At 68.1% G+C, this 21729-nt stretch carries 17 protein-coding genes and 3 pseudogenes; 7 read left to right on the plus strand and 13 right to left on the minus strand.

Features of this window, described 5'->3' with window-relative positions; translation table 11 throughout:
• Positions 1-11: 11 nt before the first annotated feature.
• The 5 genes and pseudogenes from BMG07_RS01290 to BMG07_RS01310 all read right to left on the minus strand — a co-directional run bounded on the left by BMG07_RS01290 (position 12) and on the right by BMG07_RS01310 (position 4865).
• Positions 12-827, minus strand: a complete 816-nt coding sequence (locus tag BMG07_RS01290) for an ATP-binding cassette domain-containing protein (protein ID WP_198082828.1) — start codon at positions 825-827, stop codon at positions 12-14.
• A complete protein-coding gene (locus BMG07_RS01295) occupies positions 824-1834 on the minus strand; it encodes an ABC transporter ATP-binding protein (RefSeq protein ID WP_198082829.1) in 1011 nt (336 codons plus the stop codon). Before BMG07_RS01295 ends, BMG07_RS01290 begins: the two co-directional genes overlap by 4 nt.
• Before the next feature lie 11 nt (positions 1835-1845).
• Positions 1846-2727: an ABC transporter permease gene (locus BMG07_RS01300; protein ID WP_198082830.1), complete on the minus strand. Its 882-nt coding sequence runs from the start codon at positions 2725-2727 to the stop codon at positions 1846-1848.
• Positions 2724-3673 (minus strand): annotated as a pseudogene (locus tag BMG07_RS01305) (ABC transporter permease). The gene BMG07_RS01300 and the pseudogene BMG07_RS01305 overlap by 4 nt, the downstream one beginning before the upstream one ends.
• 110 nt (positions 3674-3783) lie before the next feature.
• Positions 3784-4865 (minus strand): annotated as a pseudogene (locus tag BMG07_RS01310) (tartrate dehydrogenase).
• Positions 4866-5217: 352 nt separating this feature from the next.
• On the opposite strand from BMG07_RS01310, the gene BMG07_RS01315 reads away from it, so the two are divergent.
• Both BMG07_RS01315 and BMG07_RS01320 read left to right on the plus strand, forming a co-directional pair.
• Positions 5218-6696, plus strand: coding sequence for a HAMP domain-containing sensor histidine kinase (locus BMG07_RS01315; RefSeq protein WP_198082831.1), 1479 nt, complete (start codon positions 5218-5220; stop codon positions 6694-6696).
• Between the two features lie 31 nt (positions 6697-6727).
• On the plus strand, positions 6728-7585 hold the full coding sequence (locus BMG07_RS01320) for an aldo/keto reductase (protein ID WP_198082832.1): 858 nt from the start codon (positions 6728-6730) through the stop codon (positions 7583-7585).
• 16 nt (positions 7586-7601) lie between these two features.
• Here BMG07_RS01320 and BMG07_RS01325 read toward each other — a convergent pair whose 3' ends face one another.
• The 8 genes from BMG07_RS01325 to BMG07_RS01360 form a co-directional block, all read right to left on the minus strand.
• The gene (locus BMG07_RS01325) at positions 7602-9092 is read right to left on the minus strand and encodes a nucleobase:cation symporter-2 family protein (protein ID WP_198082833.1); all 1491 of its coding nucleotides are present in this window, start codon (positions 9090-9092) and stop codon (positions 7602-7604) included.
• Between the two features lie 157 nt (positions 9093-9249).
• Positions 9250-11022: a phosphodiesterase gene (locus BMG07_RS01330; protein ID WP_198082834.1), complete on the minus strand. Its 1773-nt coding sequence runs from the start codon at positions 11020-11022 to the stop codon at positions 9250-9252.
• Positions 11023-11167: 145 nt separating this feature from the next.
• Positions 11168-11932 carry a GntR family transcriptional regulator gene (locus BMG07_RS01335; RefSeq protein WP_198082835.1) on the minus strand — a complete coding sequence of 255 codons (765 nt, stop codon included), beginning with the start codon at positions 11930-11932 and terminating at the stop codon, positions 11168-11170.
• 14 nt (positions 11933-11946) lie between these two features.
• Complete coding sequence (locus BMG07_RS01340) at positions 11947-12684, minus strand: aspartate/glutamate racemase family protein (RefSeq protein WP_198082836.1); 738 nt, start codon at positions 12682-12684, stop codon at positions 11947-11949.
• 27 nt (positions 12685-12711) lie between these two features.
• Entirely contained in the window at positions 12712-14205 is a 1494-nt protein-coding gene (locus BMG07_RS01345) for an NCS1 family nucleobase:cation symporter-1 (RefSeq protein ID WP_198082837.1), read from the minus strand.
• A gap of 189 nt (positions 14206-14394) precedes the next feature.
• Positions 14395-16785, minus strand: coding sequence for a DNA polymerase II (locus BMG07_RS01350; protein ID WP_198082838.1), 2391 nt, complete (start codon positions 16783-16785; stop codon positions 14395-14397).
• A gap of 82 nt (positions 16786-16867) precedes the next feature.
• Positions 16868-17449, minus strand: coding sequence for a TetR/AcrR family transcriptional regulator (locus BMG07_RS01355; protein WP_198082839.1), 582 nt, complete (start codon positions 17447-17449; stop codon positions 16868-16870).
• 68 nt (positions 17450-17517) lie between these two features.
• Complete coding sequence (locus tag BMG07_RS01360; RefSeq protein ID WP_198082840.1) at positions 17518-18603, minus strand: NmrA family NAD(P)-binding protein; 1086 nt, start codon at positions 18601-18603, stop codon at positions 17518-17520.
• 209 nt (positions 18604-18812) lie between these two features.
• On the opposite strand from BMG07_RS01360, the gene BMG07_RS44600 reads away from it, so the two are divergent.
• The 5 genes and pseudogenes from BMG07_RS44600 to BMG07_RS01380 all read left to right on the plus strand — a co-directional run bounded on the left by BMG07_RS44600 (position 18813) and on the right by BMG07_RS01380 (position 21602).
• Positions 18813-18953, plus strand: coding sequence for a hypothetical protein (locus tag BMG07_RS44600; protein WP_374221216.1), 141 nt, complete (start codon positions 18813-18815; stop codon positions 18951-18953).
• Positions 18954-18982: 29 nt separating this feature from the next.
• Positions 18983-19272, plus strand: a pseudogene (locus BMG07_RS01365) (DUF305 domain-containing protein); the annotation flags it as partial.
• Between the two features lie 44 nt (positions 19273-19316).
• Entirely contained in the window at positions 19317-20801 is a 1485-nt protein-coding gene (locus tag BMG07_RS01370; protein WP_198082841.1) for a YncE family protein, read from the plus strand.
• Positions 20802-20835: 34 nt separating this feature from the next.
• Complete coding sequence (locus BMG07_RS01375; protein WP_198082842.1) at positions 20836-21390, plus strand: sigma-70 family RNA polymerase sigma factor; 555 nt, start codon at positions 20836-20838, stop codon at positions 21388-21390.
• 11 nt (positions 21391-21401) lie between these two features.
• The gene (locus tag BMG07_RS01380) at positions 21402-21602 is read left to right on the plus strand and encodes an anti-sigma factor (protein ID WP_198082843.1); all 201 of its coding nucleotides are present in this window, start codon (positions 21402-21404) and stop codon (positions 21600-21602) included.
• Positions 21603-21729 lie beyond the last annotated feature (127 nt).

Here is a 21729-nt window from a genome sequence, read left to right on the forward strand (position 1 = left end):
CGCCGCGTCGCTCAGCGCGAAGGCGTGTGCAGCACGGCGGAAAGCAGGGTGCGGGTGTACTCGTGCTGCGCATGCGCGAACAGGTCGGCCGGGCGGCCGCGCTCCACGATGCGGCCCTTGAAGACCACGCACACTTCATCGCACAGGTGGTTCACCACCGCGAGGTCGTGGCTGATGAGCAGGTAGCTGACGCCGAACTGCTGCTGCAGGTCTTGCATCAAGTTCAGCACCTGCGCTTGCACCGACACGTCGAGCGCGCTCACGGGCTCGTCGGCCACGATGAGCTTGGGCCGCGTGATGAGGGCGCGCGCAATGGCGATGCGCTGGCGCTGCCCGCCCGAGAACTCGTGCGGGTACTTGTCCATGTCGGTGGTGCGCAGGCCCACGGCGGCGAGCGCTTCGGATGCACGTTCGCGCTGTTCGGCGCGGCTGGTTTCGGCCAGTGCTTCGAGCGGCTCGGCGACGATGCGCGCCACGGTCTGGCGCGGGTCGAGCGAACCGTACGGGTCCTGGAACACCATCTGGAAGTCGCGCCGCGCGGTGCGCAGGTCGGCCTTGGACAGCGCATGCAGGTCGCGGCCTTCGAGCGACACGGTGCCCGAAGTCGGCGTGTCCAGCGCCATCACCAGGCGCGCGATGGTCGACTTGCCCGAGCCCGATTCACCGACGATGCCCACGCTCTGGCCGGCCTGCACGTCGAAGCTCACGCCGTTCAGCGCTTTCACGGTCGGCGGCGGGCCGAAGAGTTTTTCGCGCGGCAGCGCGTAGTGGCGGTAGAGGTTGTGCACGGACAGCAAGGGCTGGCCGGGTGGGGTGGGCTGGCTCATGCGGTAAGGGCTGCGGTGGCGGCGGCCTTGGCGTTCAGCGCGGCGATTTCGCCGAGCCGCAGGCAGCGCACCGTGTGGTCGTCGGGCAGCAGCGTGGCTTGCGGCCGCGTGCTCTGGCACAGGTCGATGGTGTGGGCGCAGCGGCCCGCGAAGGCGCAGCCGCGCGGCATGTCGACCAGCTCGGGCACGCTGCCGCGAATGGTCGGCAGCCGGCCCGCGCGCACCGCGCCGATGGCCGGGCGCGCCGCGAACAGGCCGCGCGTGTAGGGGTGGGCGCGGCCGGCGAACACGGTGTCGGTCGGGCCGCTTTCCACGGCGCTGCCGCCGTACATCACCAGCATGCGCTTCACGCTGTTGGCGATCACGCCCAGGTCGTGCGAGATCAGGATCAGCGCCATGCCCATCTCCTTGACCAGGCCCTGGATCAGGTCGAGCACCTGCTTCTGGATGGTCACGTCGAGCGCGGTGGTGGGCTCGTCGGCAATCAGCAGGTCGGGGCCGCAGGCCAGCGCCATGGCAATGCCGATGCGCTGGCGCTGGCCGCCCGAGAACTGGTGCGGGTAGGCGTCCAGGCGCGAGGCCGCGTCGGGAATGCCCACGCGGTCGAGCAGGCTCAGCGCTTCCTTGCGTGCCTGTGCCTTGGTCAGGCCGCGGTGCAGCTGCAGCGGCTCGCCGACCTGGCGCGCGATGGTGTGCACCGGGTTCAGCGCCGTCATCGGCTCCTGGAAGATCATGCCGATGCGGTTGCCGCGGATCTGGCACATCTGCTTTTCGGGCAGGCCGACCAGCTCTTGCCCGTCGAGCTTGATGCTGCCCGTGACCTTGGCGCTGGAGGGCAGCAGGCCCATGAGCGACATCACGGTTATCGACTTGCCGCAGCCCGATTCGCCGACGATGCCCAGCGTTTCGCCGCGCTCCAGCGAGAACGAAATGCCGCGCACGGCTTGGGCCGGTCCGCGCTGCGTCTGCAGGCCGATCTGGAGGTTGTTGACTTCGAGGAGGGGCATCGTGCGTGGTCTCAGCGTGCGCGTGCGAGGCGCGGATCGAGCAGGTCGCGCAGGCCGTCGCCCAGCAGGTTCAGGCCCAGCACCGCCAGCGCGATGGCCATGCCGGGAAAGACCGCCAGCAGCGGCTGCTGGAACATGAGCGTCTGCGCTTCGCTGAGCATGCGGCCCCACGAGGGTTGCGGCGGCTGCGTGCCCAGGCCCAGGTACGACAGCGCGGCCTCGGCCAGGATGGCAATGGCGAAGCGGATGGTGATCTGCACGATCAGCACGGCCGAGATGTTCGGCAGCACATGCTGCATGGTGATGGCGAACTGGCCCTTGCCGCAGGCGCGCGAGGCCGCCACGTATTCGCGCGACCAGATGGCGTTGGCCGACGCCCGCGTGATGCGCGCGAAGGTCGGGATGTTGTAGATGCCGATGGCGACGATGGCATTCACGATGCCCGCGCCGAACACGGCCGTCATCATGATGGCCGAGAGAATTGCGGGAAAGGCCAGCGTGAAGTCCGACAGCCGCATGACGGCCTCTTCGACCCAGCCGCGCTTGGCGGCGGCCAGCAGGCCCAGCGCGGTACCGACCACCAGGCCGATGCCCACGGCAATCACGCCCACGAGGATGGACGCGCGCGCGCCCACCAACAGCAGCGAGGCCACGTCGCGCCCGAACGCGTCGGTGCCCAGCCAGTGCGAGCCCGAGGGTGACTGCATCTTGTTGGCCATGTCCATGGCATAGGGCGACCACGGCGTCCACACGAAGGACACGAGCGCGGCAACGAGCAGCAACGCGGCCAGCACGCCGCCGATGACGAAGCTGCGATGCTTGACGGCGCGTTGCCAGAAACCGGGGAGCTTCAGCGCCGCGGCGCTGGGGGCAGGGGCCGTGATGGCGTTCATATGTCGCTGGCCTTGATGCGCGGGTCGATCACGGCGTAGAGCACGTCGACCACGAAATTCACGATGACGACCATGGCCGCGAGCAGCATCACGCAGTTGCGCACCACGATCAGGTCGCGGTTGCTGATGGCCTGGAAGATGAGTCGGCCGAGGCCGGGAAGATAGAACACGTTCTCGACCACGATGGTGCCCGCGAGCAACTCGGAGAACTGCATGCCCATCACGGTGATGACGGGAATCATGGCGTTGCGCAGCACGTGGGTCCACAGCACCATGCGCTGCGACACGCCCTTGGCGCGCGCGGTGCGCACGAAGTCTTCGCGCATCACCTCGAGCACGGCGGAACGGGTGATGCGCGCAAGGATCGCGGCCTGAACGACGGCCAGCGACAACGCCGGCAGCAGCAGCGACTTGATGCCCGCGAAGAAGCCGTCGCCCCAGCCCTCGAAGCCGCCGGCCGAGAACCACTGCAGCTTCACCGAGAACACGAGGATCAGAAGAATCGCGAACCAGAAATTCGGAATGGCAATGCGACCTGGGCCATGCCCATCAGGCCCACGTCGCCCAGCTTGTTGTGGCGCGCGGCGGCGGTCACGCCCACGAGCAGCGCGATCACCGTGGTGAAGAACATCGCCAGCAGCGCGAGCGGCATCGTGAGCGCAAGGCGTTCGAGGATGAGGTCGAGCACCGGCGAGCTGTAGGCGTAGCTGTCGCCGAGGTTGCCGGTGAGCAGGCCGCCGATCCAGTGCCAGTAGCGCGTCCACGCGGGCAGGTCCAGGCCCAGCTTGGTGGCAAGCGCCGCAACGGCCTCGGGCGAGGCGTCGGGCCCCATCAGCATTTGCGCCGCGTTGCCCGGAAGAATCTCCAGCACCAGGAAGACGATGATCGACGCGCCGATCAGCGTGCCGACCAGTGTCAGCGTGCGCTTCAGCAGGAACAGGCCCATGGTTCAGTCACTCCGGCGCGCGTTATGTTGAAGCTGAGGCGCGCCGTCGGCGCGGGCGCGCCCCGGCCGGCCTGCCCGAAGTCGAACCTTGCAGCGGGTTCGCGGCAGCGTCATGCCGAGATGCAGTCGGCAATCGCGCGGCCCACGTCCACCGTGTTGGCCGTGCCGCCCATGTCGCGCGTGCGCGGACCTTCGCTCAGCACCGTCTCGATGGCCGAGATCACCGCGGCCGAAGCCTGCGCGTACACCGGGTCGTTGTTGCCCAGGTGGTCGAGCATGAGCGCGGCCGACCAGATCTGGCCGATCGGGTTGGCGATGCCCTTGCCCGCGATGTCGGGCGCGAGCCGTGCACCGGCTCGAACAGCGAGGGGAACTTGCGCTCCGGGTTCAGGTTGGCCGACGGCGCGATGCCGATGGTGCCGGTGCACGCCGGGCCCAGGTCCGACAGGATGTCGCCGAACAGGTTGGAGGCCACCACCACGTCGAACCAGTCGGGGTGCTGCACGAAGTGCGCGCACAGAATGTCGATGTGGTACTTGCTGGTCGCGATGTCGGGGTGGCGCTTGGCGATTTCGGCCAGGCGCTCATCCCAGTAGGGCATGGTCACCGAGATGCCGTTCGACTTGGTCGCGGCCACCAGGTTCTTGCGCGGGCGGCGGCTGGCCAGCTCGAACGCGTACTCGATGATGCGGTCCACGCCGACGCGGGTGAACACGGCCTCTTGAATGGCCATTTCGCGCGGCGTGCCTTCGAACAGGCGCCCGCCCACCGAGGTGTATTCGCCTTCGGTGTTCTCGCGCACCACCAGGAAGTCGATGTCGCCGGGCTTGCGGTGCGCCAGCGGGCCGGGCACGCCGGGCATCAGGCGCACGGGGCGCAGGTTGACGTACTGGTCGAAGTCGCGGCGGATCTTGATCAGGAGGCCCCACACGGCGATGTGGTCCGGCACCTTGTCGGGCGCGCCCACGGCGCCGAAGTAGATGGCGTCATGGCCCTGGATCTTGTCGGCCCAGTCGGCCGGCATCATCAGGCCGGTGCGCACATAGTGGTCGGAGCCCCAGTCGAAGTGGTCGTAGGAAAAGTCGATGCCGAAGCGGCGACCGACCGCGTCGAGCACGCGCAAACCTTCGGGCATGACCTCGACGCCGATGCCGTCTCCGGGAATGACGGCAATCCTGTGCTTTTTCTGCATTGACTCAACCTGTTGTTCAAAAATCGTTTCGGTGGGGCGCATGCGCTCGTGACGCAAGGCCGCACAAAAATTCTAGGAGCACGAGCCGTGCCACGGCTCGGGGTTGGCACCCACTCAGTGTTGACAAAATGAGAAGGCGCTGCGTAGGGCTTTCCTTGGGGATGGCAGGATTTTTCTGTCACGGAAGTGTCTTTGACTTCAGAAAATTAGAAGCCTGAAGGCGCCTTGCACAGGCCGGCCCACCGCGCGGCGGGGCGAATTCATGAAGGTTTTCTGAATTCCGCCGGTTCGCCCGGGCACATACTCCGCCCGCTCGCGGCTTCCTCGAGGGGGACGGGCCGCCTGGAGACCCATGAATCCTTTGCTTGTCGAGAACAACGCCGGCCACGGCGCGGGCATCGGCGCGCGTGCGGAGCGGCGCGCGGTGATCGTGCGGGCGCTCGCCCGGCGGTGGCAGCGATGGGTGCAGCCTTCGCTGCTGCGGCGCCTGCTGCTGGCGCAGGTCTTGGTGGTCGCATTGATGTGGGCCTTGGCTATCGGCCTGTTCGTGCACGACTCCAACAGCAGGCCTGAGCTCGTGCGCTACGACACGGTCTACGCCACCATCATCACGGCCACGCAGAACCTCGCGGCCTCGCCCGACCGGCAGCAGGAAACGCTGAAGTCCTTCGACCTGACGCTGCTGGAGACCTCGGGCGACTTTTCTTCCGAGTCCGACAAGGCGCCCGTCATGCAGGTGTGGCAGCGGGGCAAGCTGATCTACAGCTCGACCTCGTCGGTGCCGCCGATCATCAACCGCGTGCTCGGCAAGGTCGAGACCATCCGGTTCGGCGGCCGGTCGCTGCGCGCGCGCACCATGGCGTCGCCGCTGCTCGACACCCGCGTGGTGCTGGCCGAGCCCAACTACTTCCGGCTGAACTTCACCATCGAGAACCGCAGCTACTACCTGCTGCCGCTGATCATCAGCCTGCCGTTCCTGGTGTTTCCCGCATGGCTGGCCGTGCTGCTGGCGCTGCGGCCCTGGCGGCAGGTGACGCGCGAGACGGCCGAGCGCGGGCCCGCCGACCTCACGCCGCTGTCGTTCGAGCCGCCGCACACGGAACTGCGGCCGATGGTGCGCAGCATCAACGGCCTGCTGCGCAGCGTGCGCGACCGCGCGGCGCGCGAGCGCGGGCTGATTGCCGATGCGGCCAACGAGCTGCGCACCCCGCTGGACGCCATGCGCGTGAACGTCGAGGCGCTGAAGGCGCAGACCCACGACGCGGGGCAGCGCGAGCTCATGGCCAACCTGCTGCGCAGCAACGACCGCGCGACGCGGCTGGTGGGGCAGCTGCAGCAGCTGATGCGCAGCGACGAAATGCCGCAGGACGCGGTGCCCGAGACCCTGGCGCTCGACGCGCTGGTGCGCGACCGCGTCTCGCTGGTCGAGCCGCTGGCGCATGCGCGCGGCGTGAGGTTCGACGTCGCTTGTGAAGGGTTCGTGCCCGTGTTCGGCGAGCGCGAGAGCCTGATCTCGATGCTGAGCAACCTCATCGAGAACGCCATCAAGTACAGCCCCGACGGCGGCACGGTCACTGTGCGTGTGGGGCGCGACGGTACGCGCGCGGTGCTGCGCGTGGCCGACCAGGGGCCGGGCATTCCGCCGGCGCTGCGCGAGCGCGTGTTCGACCGCTTCTTTCGCAACCCCGACCAGACGCAGTCGGGCAGCGGGCTGGGGCTGGCCATCGTGCGCTCGGTGCTGGAGAAGCACCGGGGGCAGGTTGCGCTGGACGCGGGCGAGGGCGGTCGCGGCCTGCTCGTGACGGTGTGGCTGTCGTTGTCGCAGGGCTGACAGGGGCATCGGCCCTCCGTACCATGGGCCCATGCGAACACTCTCACTCCCCACCGGCGGCAAGATGCCGGTACTCGGCCTGGGCACCTGGCGCATGGGCGAAGACGCGGCCCGGCGCGCGGCCGAAGTGGCCGCGGTGCGCGAGGCCATCGTGCTGGGCTACCGGCTCATCGACACCGCCGAAATGTACGGCGAGGGCGGCGCGGAAACCGTCGTGGGGCAGGCCGTGGCCGAGGCATTGCGCGCGGGCGACGTGCGGCGCGACGAGCTCTTCGTCGTCAGCAAGGTCTACCCGCACAACGCCAGCCGGCGCGGCACGCGCGAGGCCTGCGAGCGCAGCCTGAAGCGGCTGGGGCTCGACGCCATCGACCTCTACCTGCTGCACTGGCGCGGCAACCATCCGCTGCGCGACACCGTCGCCGCGATGCAGTCGCTGGTGGCCGACGGGCGCATCGCGCACTGGGGCGTGAGCAATTTCGACACCGACGACATGCAAGAGCTGGAGCCGCTCACCGGCAACGGGCCGGGCTGCGCGGCCAACCAGGTCTACCTGTCGCTGGGTGAGCGTGGCCCCGAGTTCGACCTGCTGCCGTGGCAGCGCGAACGCGCCATGCCGCTGATGGCCTACAGCCCGATCGACCAGGGGGCACTGGCGGGTGACGATGCGTTGGGAGAGCTGGCCGGCAAGCTCGGCGTGAGCGCCGCGCAACTGGCGCTGGCCGCGGTGATCGCAAGGCCCGGCGTGGCGGCGATTCCGAAGGCGGTGCGCAGCGCGCACCTGAAAGAAAACCTGGCCGCCGCACAGCTCGAGCTCGACGCGGCGACCCTGCAGGAACTCGACCGCCTGCACCCACCGCCGCGGCGCAAGACGCCGCTGGCGATGATCTGAAGAAGAAGAGAAAAACTCAGTGCGCCTCGGCCTGCTTGGCAGCGGCGATCATGGCCTGCTCGTCGTGCTTCGCGCCGTTGAGGAACAGGTTCAGCAGCACCGCCGCAATCGACGCCAGCAGAATGCCCGACTCGATCAGCGAGTGAATCGCGTGCGGCATCCACTGCTTGAAGTTGGGTGCAATCAGCGGAATCATGCCGATGCCGATCGACACCGCGACGATCATCGCGTTGTGGCGGTTGGTCTTGAAGTCCACGCCCGACAGGATGCGGATGCCGGTCGCGGCCACCATGCCGAACATGACCAGGCCCGCGCCGCCGAGCACCACCGTGGGCAGCGACTCCACCAGCGCGGCCATCTTCGGCAGCAGGCCCAGCACGATGAGGATCACGCCGCCCGCCACGCACACATAGCGGCTGCGGATGCCGGTAACGGCCACCAGGCCCACGTTCTGCGAGAAGCTGGTGTACGGAAAGGTGTTGAACACGCCGCCGATGAGCGTGCCCAGGCCGTCGGTGCGCAGGCCGCGCGCCAGGTCTTTCTGCTCGATCTTGCGGCCGGTCATTTCGCCGAGCGCCAGGAACATGCCGGTCGACTCGATCATCACCACGATCATGATGAGCGTCATGGTGAGGATCAGGATCGGGTCGAACTGCGGCATGCCGAAGTGAAAGGGCAGCACGATGTCGACCCACGCGGCCTTGCCCACCTTCTCGTAGGTCATGAGCCCGGTAACGGACGCCACCACCGCGCCGATCACGATGCCCAGCAGCACCGAGATGTTGGCGACGAAGCCCTTGGCGTACTTCACGATCAACAGGATCGACACCAGCACCAGCGCGGCCACGCCGAAGCCCGAGAGGTCCGCGTACTTGGGGTTGGGCACGGTCGGCATGATCGCGAAGCCCTTGGGCACGGCCGGGATCGAGCTGCCCGGCGAGGTCACCTCGGCCAGCCACTTGGCGTACACGGGGTCGACCAGCGCGGGCGCGGTCGGGCCCACGGGGTTGCCGAAGATCCAGTTGATGCCCACGCGCATCAGGCTGATGCCGATGACGGCAATGATGGTGCCCGTGACCACCGGCGGAAAGAAGCGCAGCATGCGGCTCACGAGCGGCGCGATCAGTATCGACACCACGCCCGCGCCGATGATGGCGCCGAACAGCAACTGGGCCCCGTTCTGCCCGGGGTTGGCGTTGGCAATGGCGACCATCGGCGCGACCGACGCGAAGGTCACGCCCATCATCACCGGCAGCTTGATGCCGAACCATTGCGTGGCGCCCAGCGCCTGAATGAGCGTGGCGATGCCGCAGCAGAACAGGTCGGCCGAGATCAGCAGCGCGACCTCGTCGGGCGTGAGCTTGAGCGCGCGCCCGACGATCAGCGGCACCGCGACGGCCCCCGCATACATCACCAGCACATGCTGCAATCCGAGGGCGGCGAGCTTGCCCGAAGGCAGCCGCTGGTCCACGGGATGGACTTTGGAAAGTGTGTCGTCGGCCGTCATCTTTGTCTCCTGCTGCTGCGAGGGGAGAAGCGAGCGGCAGGGCCCTGCCATGGCGCACGCCTCAATGTGTACGCCAAACTGTATACAACTTATGCAACAATCTTGACCCGGAAAAACCCGAAGCCGACCGGGGCCGTTCCGGGGGAATTTCGGGGGCTCAGGCCCGCGGCCGGGCCTCGCGCACCGTCAGGCCCGACGCCGTGTGCTTGGCCTCATGCTTCGCGATCGCCGCCTCGCTGGCCACGTCTTCCGCGTGCCTGAACATGTCCGGCGCGATGCGCACCGCGCCGATCGACAGCGTGGCGCACGGCGTGAAGCGGACCACGCCCTGCCGGTCTTCGCCCACGACGCCGCCCGCCAGCCGCTCCGCCTCGTCGTAGAGGTCGGGCGCCTGCCGGTTGAAGTCGTCGATCATGGCGGCGCAGCGCTCGCGCCAGTCGGGGCTCTGGAACAGCACCAGGAAGTCGTCGCCGCCGATGTGGCCGACGAAGTCGCGGTGCGGGTTGGCGTGTTGCGTCGCAAGGCGCGCCAGCAGCAGGATCATCTCGTCGCCGCGCCAGTAGCCGTAGTGGTCGTTGAACACCTTGAAGTTGTTCAGGTCCGCATAGCAGGCGACAAAATCGGCGCGGCCTTCGAGCAGGCGCGCGATGTGGATGTTGATGGGGATGTTGCCCGGCAGAAAGGTCAGCGGGTTGGCGTGCCGCGCGGCCTCGATGCGCGCCTCGGTCACGGCGCGCACCAGCTGGTCGCCGGTGCCCAGGCCGGCGTAGCGGTTCTGCTCGGTCACGATGAAGCCCTCGCGCAGGTAGCGCTGGTCTTCCGACATCAGGATGCCCAGCAGGCTCTCGACGTTCTCCTCGCGCTCCACGATGCGCGGCGACAGGCTGCCGTACGACAGGCAGGGCCGGCGCCCGTGCACCTCGCGAAAGTACATGCGCGCGTAGTCGTTCATGAACGACTGCCGGTTGATCAGCGCCACCGGCCGCCCCCGGTCGACCACGGCCAGCGCATGCAGGTCGGGGTGCTTCTGGAAGGTGGCCGAGACCTCGTCGATCGGCGTCATCGGGCTCAGCGCGGGCGCCTGGATCACCGACAGGCCGCGCAGCACGTTCGGCTGCGACGGCTGTGCGGCGTGCGGCATGACGGCGATGCGGGTGTCCTGGATGATGGCCGCCACGGGCGCGGGCAGCACCGGCTGCAGCGCCGGCGCCGGCCGGCCGAACAGGTAGCCCTGTCCGTGCGCGATGCCCAGGTCGCGCAGCACGCGCAGGTCCTTGGCGTCTTCCACGCCTTCGGCCACCAGCTCGGTGCCCATGGCGTGGCCCAGGCCGACGATGGTGCGCACCATGGCCACACCGTGCGGGCAGCTCGCGATGCCCTGGGTCAGCAGCTTGTCGATCTTCACGAAGTCGGGCTGCAGGTCTTTCCAGCGCCGCAGGTTCGAATGGCCCTCACCGAAGTCGTCGAGCGCCACGCGCGCGCCCAGCGCATGCAGCGCCTTGACGGCCTGGCGCAGCGCCTCGGGGTTGCCGGCGGCGCGCTGCTCGGTGAGCTCCACCGTCACGTCGCGCGCCGACACGTCGCAGCGCGCGAGCGTGCGTTCGAGCCAGCACGCGGTGCCCACGCCGCCCATGGCCGCGACCAGCGCGTCGGCGCTCATGTTCACGAAGAGCCGGCCCGGCCCGGCCAAATGGCCCCAGTGGGTCAGGATGACTTCGACGCAGTGCAGCTCGAACTCGGTCAGCCGCGACTCGCTGGCCGCCTGGGCCAGCAGTGCCAGGGGGCTGTGCAGCGGGGTGCCGGCGGGGCCGCGTATCAGGGCCTCGTGACCGAAGATCGTGCCCTGGCGCAGGTCCACGATGGGCTGGAAGAACGGGGAGACCGCGGGATGCGAGGCAGGAATGTCGATGGGCCGAATGTGCCGGGGCATGCTGTTGGGTGGTTCGTCGGTGGGGCGTCCGCGGAAAAAAGGAACGCGGAGCCCGTCCGGGGTGCAGCATGACGCGGTTGTGTGACAGTCGCACCGGCCCGCCGGCCGTGTGCCCCCCCGCCTGCCGGGCGGGGCCTGGGCCGCCTCAGGCCAGCAGCGCCTTCACCAGGTCGAGCTGGCGGTCGGGCTTGTCGATGCCCAGCTCGAGGCTGGCCTCGATGCGCTCCAGATGCTCGGTCATGCTGGTCACCGCGGCCTCGACGTCGCCCTTGCGGCACAGGCGCAGGAACTCGCCGTGCTCGTCGGACGAGCAGTGCGGGTCGTTCGACGAGTGGTACAGCATGGCAATCAGCGAACTGCGCGCCACCAGTTCGCGCACCAGTTCGGCCAGCGTGCGGTTGCCCGTGGCCTCGGCCAGCGCCACGTGGAAGTCGCCCAGCAGCTTCTCGCGCACGGTGCCCGTGGTGGTGGTCTGGCGCAGCGCGGTGCGCTCGAACTTGATGTGCTGCTCCAGCACCTGGTAGTCGCGCGGGCGGGCGTTGGCGATGAAGATGCGCACTACCTCGCTCTCCAGGATGCGGCGCACCGCGAACACCTCGCGCGCTTCTTCGACGCTGGGCTGGCTCACGAAGGCGCCCTTGTCGGGAATCATCTCGATGAGCTTGTCCTTGGACAGCATCAGCAGCGCGGCGCGCACCTTGGTGCGGCTGACCGAGTAGACGCGGCCCAGCGCCTCTTCGCGCAGCCAGGTGCCGGGCGGCAGGCGCTTTTCGACGATCGCGGTGGCGATGTCGTTGGCGATGCTTTCGATGGAGCTTTGCTTGTCCGCCGGGGCGGCGGCGTCATCGGACGGCGCGGCTGCGGCGGGGGAGACAGTGTTGGCGTTGGGTTTGGAACTGGCGCGGGGCATGCGCGAATTGTGGCCTAGCGCGCGAGCGTGAAGCCTTCGAGCGCGCCAATGATGGGCTTGGGCAGGGGCTTTGCCAGCTCCCCGCGCTTGCTGGTGCGCAGCTTCAGGGCCACGAGCGACTCGATGAGCTTGGTGCCCGCGGCCACGCCGTCGATCACCGGCACGCCCAGCAGCTGCTCGATGTGTTCGCACAGGTCGGTCATGCCGGCGCAGCCGAGCACGATGCAGTCGGAGCCGTCTTCTTCGAGCGCGCGGCGGCATTCGTCGACGATGCGCTCGCGGGCGCGCGAGCCGGGCTCTTCGAGCTCGAGCACCGGCAGCTCGCAGGCGCGCACGTTGGCGCAGAAGCGCTCCATGCCGTAGATCTCGGCCAGGTGCCAGGCCTGGCCCAAGGTGCGGCCCAGCGTGGTCACCACGCTGAAGCGGCTGCCGACCATGCTGGCCAGGTGCATGGCGGCTTCGGCGATGCCGACCACGGGGCCGCTTGCCAGTTCGCGCGCGGCCTTCAGGCCTGGGTCGCCGAAACAGGCGATCACGTAACCGTCGATGCCGTCGCGCTCGCCCGCCGCAATTTCCTGCAGCAACCCCGGCACGGCCAGCGCCTCGTCGTAGTGGCTCTCGATGGAGACCGGCCCCATGGCCGGGCTCACGGCCACGATCTCGGTGCCGGCGTGCGCCACCGCGCGGGCGCATGCACCGATCTTCTCGGTCATGCTCCAGGTGGTGTTGGGGTTGATGAGCTTGATGCGCACGGCGCGGTCCCTTTCTTTCTCTGGTTTTCAGGTCTTGTTGTTGCGGTTCAAAAGCACGTAGAGCACGAAGCCCAGGCCCATGCCGATGAACCACGCATAGTTGGCGGCGCCGCGCAGCGTCGGCACCATCACGCACAGGATGGGCACCAGTGCCGCCGGCACCAGCGCCATGATCGCCTTCGGGTTGTAGCCGCCGCTGTACCAGTACTCGCCCTTGGGGCTCATGGTGTAGAGGGCGTCCACGTCGATGCGCTGCTTGCGCACGATGTAGTAGTCGGCAATCAGGATGCCGAACAGCGGGCCGATGAACGAACCCAGCACGTCGAGCGTGTAGTGAATGACCTCGGGGCTGTTGTAAAGGTTCCACGGCGTGAGGAACACCGAGCCCACGGCCGCGATCATGCCGCCCGTGCGCCAGCTGATGTGCTGCGGCGCCACGTTCGAGAAGTCGAAGGCCGGCGACACGAAGTTGGCCACGATGTTGATGCCGATGGTGGCGATCATGAAGGTCAGCGCGCCCAGCACCACGGCGGTGGTGCTGTCGATCTTGCCCACGGTGTGCACCGGATCGGTGATGAGTTCACCAAACACGGGCAGCGTGGCCGCAGTGGTGATCACGGTCAGCAGCGAGAAGAAGATGAAGTTGATCGGCAGGCCCCAGAAGTTGCCCTTCTTCACCGCGTCGAAGCTCTTGCCGTAGCGCGAGAAGTCGCCGAAGTTGAGCATCGGGCCGCTGAAGTAGCTCACCACCAGCGCAATGGCCGAGAGCATCACGGGCAGCGCGTCCCAGCCCTGGAACTTGATGCCGCCCAGGTTCAGGTCGATCTTGCTCCAGCCGGCCTTCCACACCAGCCAGCCGCACAGGATGGCCATGACCACGTACACCGCCGGCCCGGCCCAGTCGATGAACTTGCGGATGGCGTCCATGCCGTGCCAGAACACGAAGGCCTGCAGCACCCACATGACCATGAACGCGACCCAGCCCAGGGCCGACAGGCCGACGAAGCCGTGCTGCGCCACGTCCGCGTAGGGCGTGAGGCCCGGCGCCATGTGCAGCGCCAGCACCATGAACGCGGCCGACGCCAGGTAGGTCTGCACGCCGTACCAGGCCACCGCGATCAGCCCGCGGATGATGGCCGGGATGTTGGCGCCCAGCACGCCGAAGGGCGCGCGGCACACCACGGGGTAGGGCACGCCCGTCACCTGGCTGGGCTTGGCCACCAGGTTGCAGAAGAACTGCACGATCACGATGCCCACCAGCAGCGACACCAGCACCTGCCAGCTCGACAGGCCCAGCGCGAACAGGCTGCCGGCCGTGATGTAGCCGCCCACGCTGTGCACGTCGGACATCCAGAAGGCAAAGATGTTGTATTGGCCCCAGGTCTGCTTTTTCAGCGGCGCCAGGTCTTCGTTGGTCAGGCGCGGGTGGTAGCCGGGCTTGATGAGGGCGTTCGATTCCGCGTGCGGCGCAATGCCGGCTTCGCTTGCCCCCGCGGGGGCCTGGCTGACGACTGTGCTCATGGTCTTCTTTCCTCGTGCGAGTGAGTAGGGATTGGGACCCGTTTTGACGCAAATTTCGCGCCGGCTTTTCGGATGCGTTATTTGTATACAAAAACTGCACGCAATCAAGACCATTCGGGGAATCATATATCCGTAGATTCCCTGATGCGCGGGTGGCCGGCGCAAGCGCGCCGCCCCGCGTGAAACGCGCTAGAAAAGACCTTGCTGCGAGGTCGTGAGGGCCATGAAACTCTCCCCCATCGGCTGGAGGATGGCGTCGCCGATCGGCTGCAGCTGCTTGCTCAGGTAGTGCTCGTAGTCGATGCGGGCTTGGCGGGTTTCCAGCGGCTCCGGCCCGTTGCGGGTCATGACGTACTGGATCCAGCCGCCGTTCTGGTATTGCTTCGGCCGGTTGACGCGTTCGTTGTAGTCGTCGGCGATGCGCGCGGCGCGAACCTGCGGCGGCACGTTGACGAGGTAGGCGTCCAGGCGGTGGCGCAGGCGCTTGCGGTAGATGAGCAGCTCGTCTTTTTCGCCGGCCAGCGTCGAGCGCGCGTAGTCGGCCACGAAGGCCTTGTAGGGCTCGCCCTGGAAGATGCGCGAGAGCAGCCCCTCCTGGAACTGGCGCGCCAGCGGGGTCCAGTCGCTGCGGGCCATTTCCAGGCCGCGGTAGACCATTTCTTCCTTGCCCGCGGCATCCGCGCTCAGGCCCGCGTAGCGCTTCTTGCTGCCCACGTCGGAGCCCCGGATGGTGGGCATGAAGAACTTCTTGTAGTGGGTGTCGAACTCGATCTCCAGGAAGTTCTCCAGGCCCTGCTCCTCGCGAAGGGCGCGCGTCCACCATTCGTTGATGTCGCTGGCCAGGCTTGCCGCGACGGCGTGCGCCTCCTCGTTGGTGTGGGTGCGCTTGAGCCAGATGAAGATGGAGTCGGTGTCGCCGTAGATGGCCTCGTAGCCGCGCTGCTCCACGAACTCGCGCGTGAGCTTCATCATCTCGTGGCCGCGAAGGGTGACGGCCGACACCAGCTGCGGGTTGAAGAAGCGGCAGTCGGCCGCGCCCAGCACGCCGGCGAACGAGTTCATGAGCAGCTTCAGCGCTTGCGACAGCGGCTCGTTCTTCACGCGCTTGGCCTCGTCCCGCGCGCGCCACAGCGTGGTCACGATTTCGGGCAGGCAATGCCTGTCGCGCGAGAAGAGGGTGCCGCCCGGCCCCTTGACCAGCGGCGCCGGGTCGGCGGCATGCGAGCCTTCGGCAAGGCCCACCGGGTCGACCAGAAAGGTGCGGATGATCGAGGGGTACAGGCTCTTGTAGTCCAGCACCACGACGGAGTCGTAGAAGCCCGGCTTCGAGTCCATCACGTAGCCGCCGGGGTAGGCCTTGCTGGCAATCTCGCCCACGCTCGGCGCCACGTAGCCCTGGCGATGCATGCGCGGCAGGTAGTGGTGGCTGAACGCGGCAATCGAGCCGCCGAAGTGGTCGGCCTGCAGGCCCGTGGCGTGGGCCCGCTCCATCACGAACTGCAGCAGCCTGGCCTTCTCGAAGATGCGCAGCACCAGCTCGCAGTCGCGGATGTTGTAGTGCGCGAGCGCGGGCTTGTCGTGCTGGTAGCGCCGCTCGATCTCGGCCATCTTGTCGTACTCGTCGCCGATAGCCTTGCCCTCGCCCAGCAGCGTTTGCGAGACGGTCTCCAGGCTGAAGGACGGAAAGCTCCACACCGCCGCCTTGAGCGCGTCGATGCCGTCGATGATCACCCGGCCCGGCGTGGGCGCGAACAGGTAGCCCTGCTTGCCCGGATGCGTGCGCCATTCGATGGGCCGGCGCTCGCGTCCCAGGAGAAGCTGCACGCCGCTGTCGTTGGCGGTTTTCTGGAGCACGCGCAGGTCGAACTGGATGACGTTCCAGCCGATGAGGACGTCGGGGTCGTTCCGCTCGAACCAGTCGTTGAGCTGCTCGATCATGGCCTTGCGGCTGGCGCAATAGACGAGCGAGAAGTCCGCGGGCTCGCGCGGCTGCGGTTGCGGCGGCGGTTCGGGCGGTGCCTCGCCCAGCATGAAGACCACACGCTCGGGCATGCCGTCCAGCGCGATGGAGTAGAGCGCTTCGTGCTGGCTCGTCTCGATGTCCAGCGACACCACCTTCAGCACCGGCCGGAATTCGGGTGCGGGCCTGAGCTTGCAGTCGACGAGGGCGCCGCGCTCCGCCCGGCCGCCTTCCACTTGCACGCCGGCGGTGATGAAGCGCTCCATGAGGTAGCGGTCGTGCGGGCGCACGTCGGCCTCGAGCAGGGGAATGCCTTGCGGCTGGAGGGCGCGCGCCAATCGCCCGAGCTGGCGGAAGTGCTTCGCATAGACGCCGACGACGGGTTCCTGATGGAAGTTCTTCAGCGCGAGTTCGCGCTGCTGCATGCCGGGCATGGTCGCGAGCTGCGTTTCGAGCGCCGCCCGGTGCCGGGCCGCGACGAATGCGACCGAGGTCCGAGAGGTCAGGACCACTTTCACCGGCCCCGCATCGGTGGCCAGCCAGTATTCGAGCTCGGTGCCAGCCGGCGCATCCCGCCAGTGGCGGGTGAGGATGAAGCCCTTGAATTCGGTGGGGGTCACGAGCGCTTGGAGAACCGGGGAGGCGCCGATTTTCGCCGACGAAGCGCCGGCCCCCGCCGCGCTCGGGCGAGCGTCACGACCGTCAGCGCTCGGCCGTCGTCCCGATCAGCGACAACACCGCCTTGGCCGCGTCGAGATAAGGCTCGCCGTGCGCGGCATCCGTCGAGATCCTGGAGAGCGACACGGCCCCCACCATCAGCGCCAGCACGGCGGGCGCGGGCACTTGCAGGCCGTCGTCGCGCGCCATGTCGTCGATCAGCGCGAGCAGGTCGTCGAGCCGGCGTGCCGCCGCTTCGCGGACGGCGCCGGTCTGGCGGCGCAGCTCGCTCGACAAGGCGGCGGCCATGCAGCCCTGGGCCGGCGAGTCGCGGTGGGTGGTGGACGTATAGGCCGCCACCAGCCGCGCCAGGTGCTGGCCGGGCTCCCCGGCTTCGGCGTAGGCGCGCAGGCTCTGCAAGGTCTGGTCGAAGGCCGTGTCCACCGACTCGGCGACCAGCGCGTCCTTCGATTCGAAGTGCGCGTAGAAGCCGCCGTGGGTCAGGCCCAGCGACTGCATCAGCCCAGCCACGCCGATGCCGTCTATCCCCTGCTCACGAAAGCGGGCCGAGGCCGCTTCGGTGATCTGCGCGTGGGTTTTCTGCTTGTGTTCCTTGGAGTAGCGCATAGGGAGGGGTAGGGTGGTGGGCGCGGCATTCGGCGCCAGGTTTGGAAATGGGCGAGGTGCCCGATTCTCTACAGCTTGCCCTGCCGCATGTCCTCGGTGTCCTTGAGAATCTTCTGCATCTTGCCTGCCTGGACTCTTTCCCACAGCGTGCCCTTGCCGAGTTCCTGCCCCCGCAAGTCTTCCTTGCGCAGCCATTCTTCGACGCTCCGGATCCGGTGGGGATGGATCTCGTCGAGCAGGTCGTAGTTGCGCTTGACCACGTTGTGCTTCCACACGTTCCAGAAGCCGGTGAAGTTGTCACGGATGTTCATCGTGCTCTTGTCGTCGGGGTCGGCGTTGTAGCCGGCGGGCATGTGGCCGACGCGGCCGAACGGTCCCTTCCAGTAGGTGTCCAGGTCCGTGTCGATGTAGCGCGCCGGGTGCCCGGTCACCTTCTCGAACGCGGCCGCGAGTTCGGCGTAGCCCACATGCGCGATGGCGACTTCGAGGTCCATGCCGTTGGCGAGCTGCGGATGATCGAACAGCCAGCGCACGTAGTAGCCGCAGTCTTCCAGCGCCACGTGCGGCACCGCGCCTTCGCCGAGCGGGACCCGCCACGTGACGACGCCGTCTTCCACCGACGGCGACATCGGCGTCATCGCGGAGATGGCCATCTCGATGTAGGGGCCCGAGGTGAAGATCGCCGCGCCCATGCGCTTGCCGTTCGACTGCGTCTGGAAGCGGATCCATTCGCCCATGCGGCCCTTGCCGTCGTAGTGGCCGGTGCGAAAGCGGGAGTCGAAGTCGGCCTTCTTCAGCGCGTAGTCCAGGTTGCCGTACACGAAGAACCTGACGCCCACCTCCAGCGCGATTTCATACGCGCGAATGGCCCAGTAGGTCTCGGTCTTCTCGCCGGTGTTGAAGCCGTCGATGTTGACGAAGGCGCCGTCGCAGCCGCAGAAGCCTTCGCGCAGCACGGCCTCGTCGGCGAAGGAGCCTTCGAGCAACGAGACGTTGCCGAGCGCCAGCAGCTCCTTGGCCCGCGAGGAGTTCAGGTCGCGCGTGAGCACCCGCACGGCGTACTTTCCATCCGCGACCAGCGCGCGAATGATCGGCATGCCCTGGGCGCCCGTTCCGCCGATGACGAAGATGGTTGACGTGGTGTGTGAAGACATGGCTGGCACCTTTTAAATTATGGTCATCATATTATAAAAGCGAGCGAAACCACGAGGCCGAAACCGCGCGGCCGCCGAGGCCGGCGGCGAGTGCTCGGAAGGTCGAGCGGCGCCGTTGCGGAAATTATTTTCAGACCCGCTGGAATAAGTCGCCGCCTCCGGGGTCTACCTCTGCAACGGCCCATTGCCGTGAACGTAGAGGAGCCCCGATGCAGATCCGATTTCCACGCCGCTTGCCGCGCCCCGCCATGCTGGCCCTGGGCGCCGCGGCGCTTGCCTGTGCCGCGGCCGCCTTCGCCGCGGCGCGGATGCCGCCGGGCGCGCGCGCGGGGGCTTGCTCATGGGGCTGATGGACATCTGCACCAGCAGCGACCCGGCCGAGGCGGGGTTCGCCGCCGAGAACGACGCGGCCATGAACCGGATGATGGCCGGCATGAACATCAAGCCGTCCGGCAAGGTCGACAACGACTTCGCCGAGATGATGATCGCCCACCACCAGGCGCGATCGACATGGCGCTGGCCGAACTGCGCCACGGCAGCAACGAGCAGTTGCGCCGCATCGCGCAAGAAATCATCGTGGAGCAGCAGCAGGAGATTGCCGCGATGCGCCTGGCGCTCGGGCAGCCGCTGCCGCCGTCGACGGCGTCACCCACGCAGGCCGGCCGCTAGCCGTTTCTCCTTCGCACACCCCTTTCACCACCCCGAGCGACAACATGAAAAAACACAGCCTCTCCCATTGGCTCGCCGCCACCGCATTGGCCGCCACGGCCGCCTGCGCGCAGGCCGGCCAGGCGCCGCTTGCGGCCGCCGATGCCGACATTCCCATGAGCCACCGGGACCGCGTCTACACGGCCGAGCAGTTCTCCAACACCGTGTCGGTCACCGACCCGGTCGACAACAAGCTGCTGGGCGTGATTCGCCTGGGCGACCCGTCGCCCGGCAACTTCAGCCCGCTGTACCGGGGCCAGGTGCTGGTGCACGGCATGGGTTTTTCGCCGGACCACCGCACGCTCGCGATCGTGTCGATCGGCTCCAACTCGGTGACCTTCATCGACACCGCGACCAACGCGGTGAAGCACACCACCTACGTCGGCCGCTCGCCGCACGAAGCCTTCTTCACGCCCGACGGCAAGGAGGTGTGGGTGACGGTGCGCGGCGAAAACTACGTGTCGGTGCTCGACGCCGCCACCTTCACGGAAAAGACGCGCATCACCACGCCCAACGGCCCCGGCATGCAGATCTTCTCGCCCGACGGCAAGTACGGCTACGTGTGCTCCTCGTTCAACCCCGAGACGGTGGTGATCGACACGGCCACCAAGCAGACCGTCGGCCGCGTGAAGCAGGACAGCCCGTTCTGCCCCAACATCGCCGCGACGCCCGACGGCAAGCAGGTGTGGTTCACGCTGAAGGACGTCGGCCGCACGATGGTGTTCGACGCGAAGCCGCCGTTCGCCGTCATCAAGTCTTTCGACACCGGCCCGATCACCAACCACGTCAACTTCGCGACCACGGCCAAGGGCAGCTTCGCCTACGTGACCATTGGCGGGCTCAATGTGGTGAAGGTGTTTCGCACGGACGACTTCTCGCAGGTCGCGACCATTCCAGTGGGCAAGCTGCCGCACGGCATCTGGCCCTCGGGCGACGGCAAGCGCATGTACGTGGGCCTGGAGAACGCCGATGCGCTCACCGCCATCGACACGGCAACCAACACCGGGGTCGCGACGGTGCCGGTGGGGCAGGCACCGCAGGCCATCGCCTATGTGCCCAACGCCGTGCCGGCGGAAGCGGGCGACGGCACCCAGGGCCTGCAGGCGCCGGGCCTGTCGGGCCAGGTCGCGCACCTGACGCTGGTGGCGCCGCAGCCGCAGGGGCGCAGGCACGCGGCCGGCGAGAGCGCGCCGACCAGCGTGGCGCTGTTCGACCAGGGGCTGCTGCAGGTGCTGCAAGCCTCGGCGACCGGCCTCGAACCCAGGCAGCCCTATGTGCTCGCGCTGGCGGAGCAGCCGGACGGCGGCGGCGTGCTGCAGCCGCTCGCGAACTTCATGACCAACCCGGCGGGCGCCGCGATCGTGAATGCGATCGGCCCGATCCGCCAGCAGATCCAGGGCGCATCGCCCGGCGACGGCAAGCGCTACCTCGTGATCGCGCCACAATCGGGCGGCAAGCCCGGAACGCCGGTCCAGGTGCAGGCCCTCTGAGGCCCGTGCCGCCGCGCGCTGCGATGCCCGGAAGATGAACGACCTGCTCCTTCTCGTCGAGCCGATGATCCCCGCATTGCGGCGCTATGCGCGCGCCTTGCTGCGCGATCGCGAGTCGGCCGACGAGCTGGTGCAGGACTGCCTGGAGCGCGTCATCAGCCGCTGGAGCCAGCGGCGCGATGTCAACGACACGCGGCAGTGGGTCTTTGCCATCCTGCACAACCTGGCGATGCACCGCCTGCGCCAGCAGTCGCGCCGCGGCCTGCACGTGGCGATGGAAGACATCGACGAGACCGAGCTGGGCACGCCGGCGCCGCAGGAGCATCGCGTGCGGCACCACGAGCTGATGCGCGCGCTCGACCTGCTGCCTGAAGACCAGCGCGCCGTGCTGCTGCTGGTCGCGGTCGAAGACCTGTCTTACGCGCAAGCCGCGAAGACGCTGGAGATTCCCGTGGGCACCGTGATGTCGCGGCTGGCGCGCGCACGCCAGCGGCTGCACCGCATGCTCGACGGCGTCGACCCGCCGCCGTCGGCGGCCTCGCCCGAAGCGGGACAATCGGCACGCCCCCATCTGCGGAGGCTCAAATGAACGGTGACCCCATGGACGGACGTCCCATCCTCGAAGAAGACCTGCATGCCTACGTCGACGACGCGCTCGACGCGCCGCGCCGCCGCGAGGTGCGGGACTACCTCGACCACCACCCCGAAGCGCGCGCGAGGTCGAGGCCCATGCGCAGCACCGGCAGGCCCTGCGCGCGGCCCTGGCGCCGATCGCCGAAGAGCCGCTGCCGCCCGCGTTGAACCTCGCGCGGTTGGTGCAAGCACACGCGCAGCGCGAACAGGAAGACCGGCGCGCGCCGCATCGCCGCTGGCCCTGGTGCATGGCGGCGGCCGTGGTGCTCGCGCTCGGCGTGGGCGGCGGGGCGGG

Source organism: Variovorax sp. E3 (assembly GCF_016082275.1).
In the GTDB taxonomy this organism is placed as follows: domain Bacteria; phylum Pseudomonadota; class Gammaproteobacteria; order Burkholderiales; family Burkholderiaceae_C; genus Variovorax.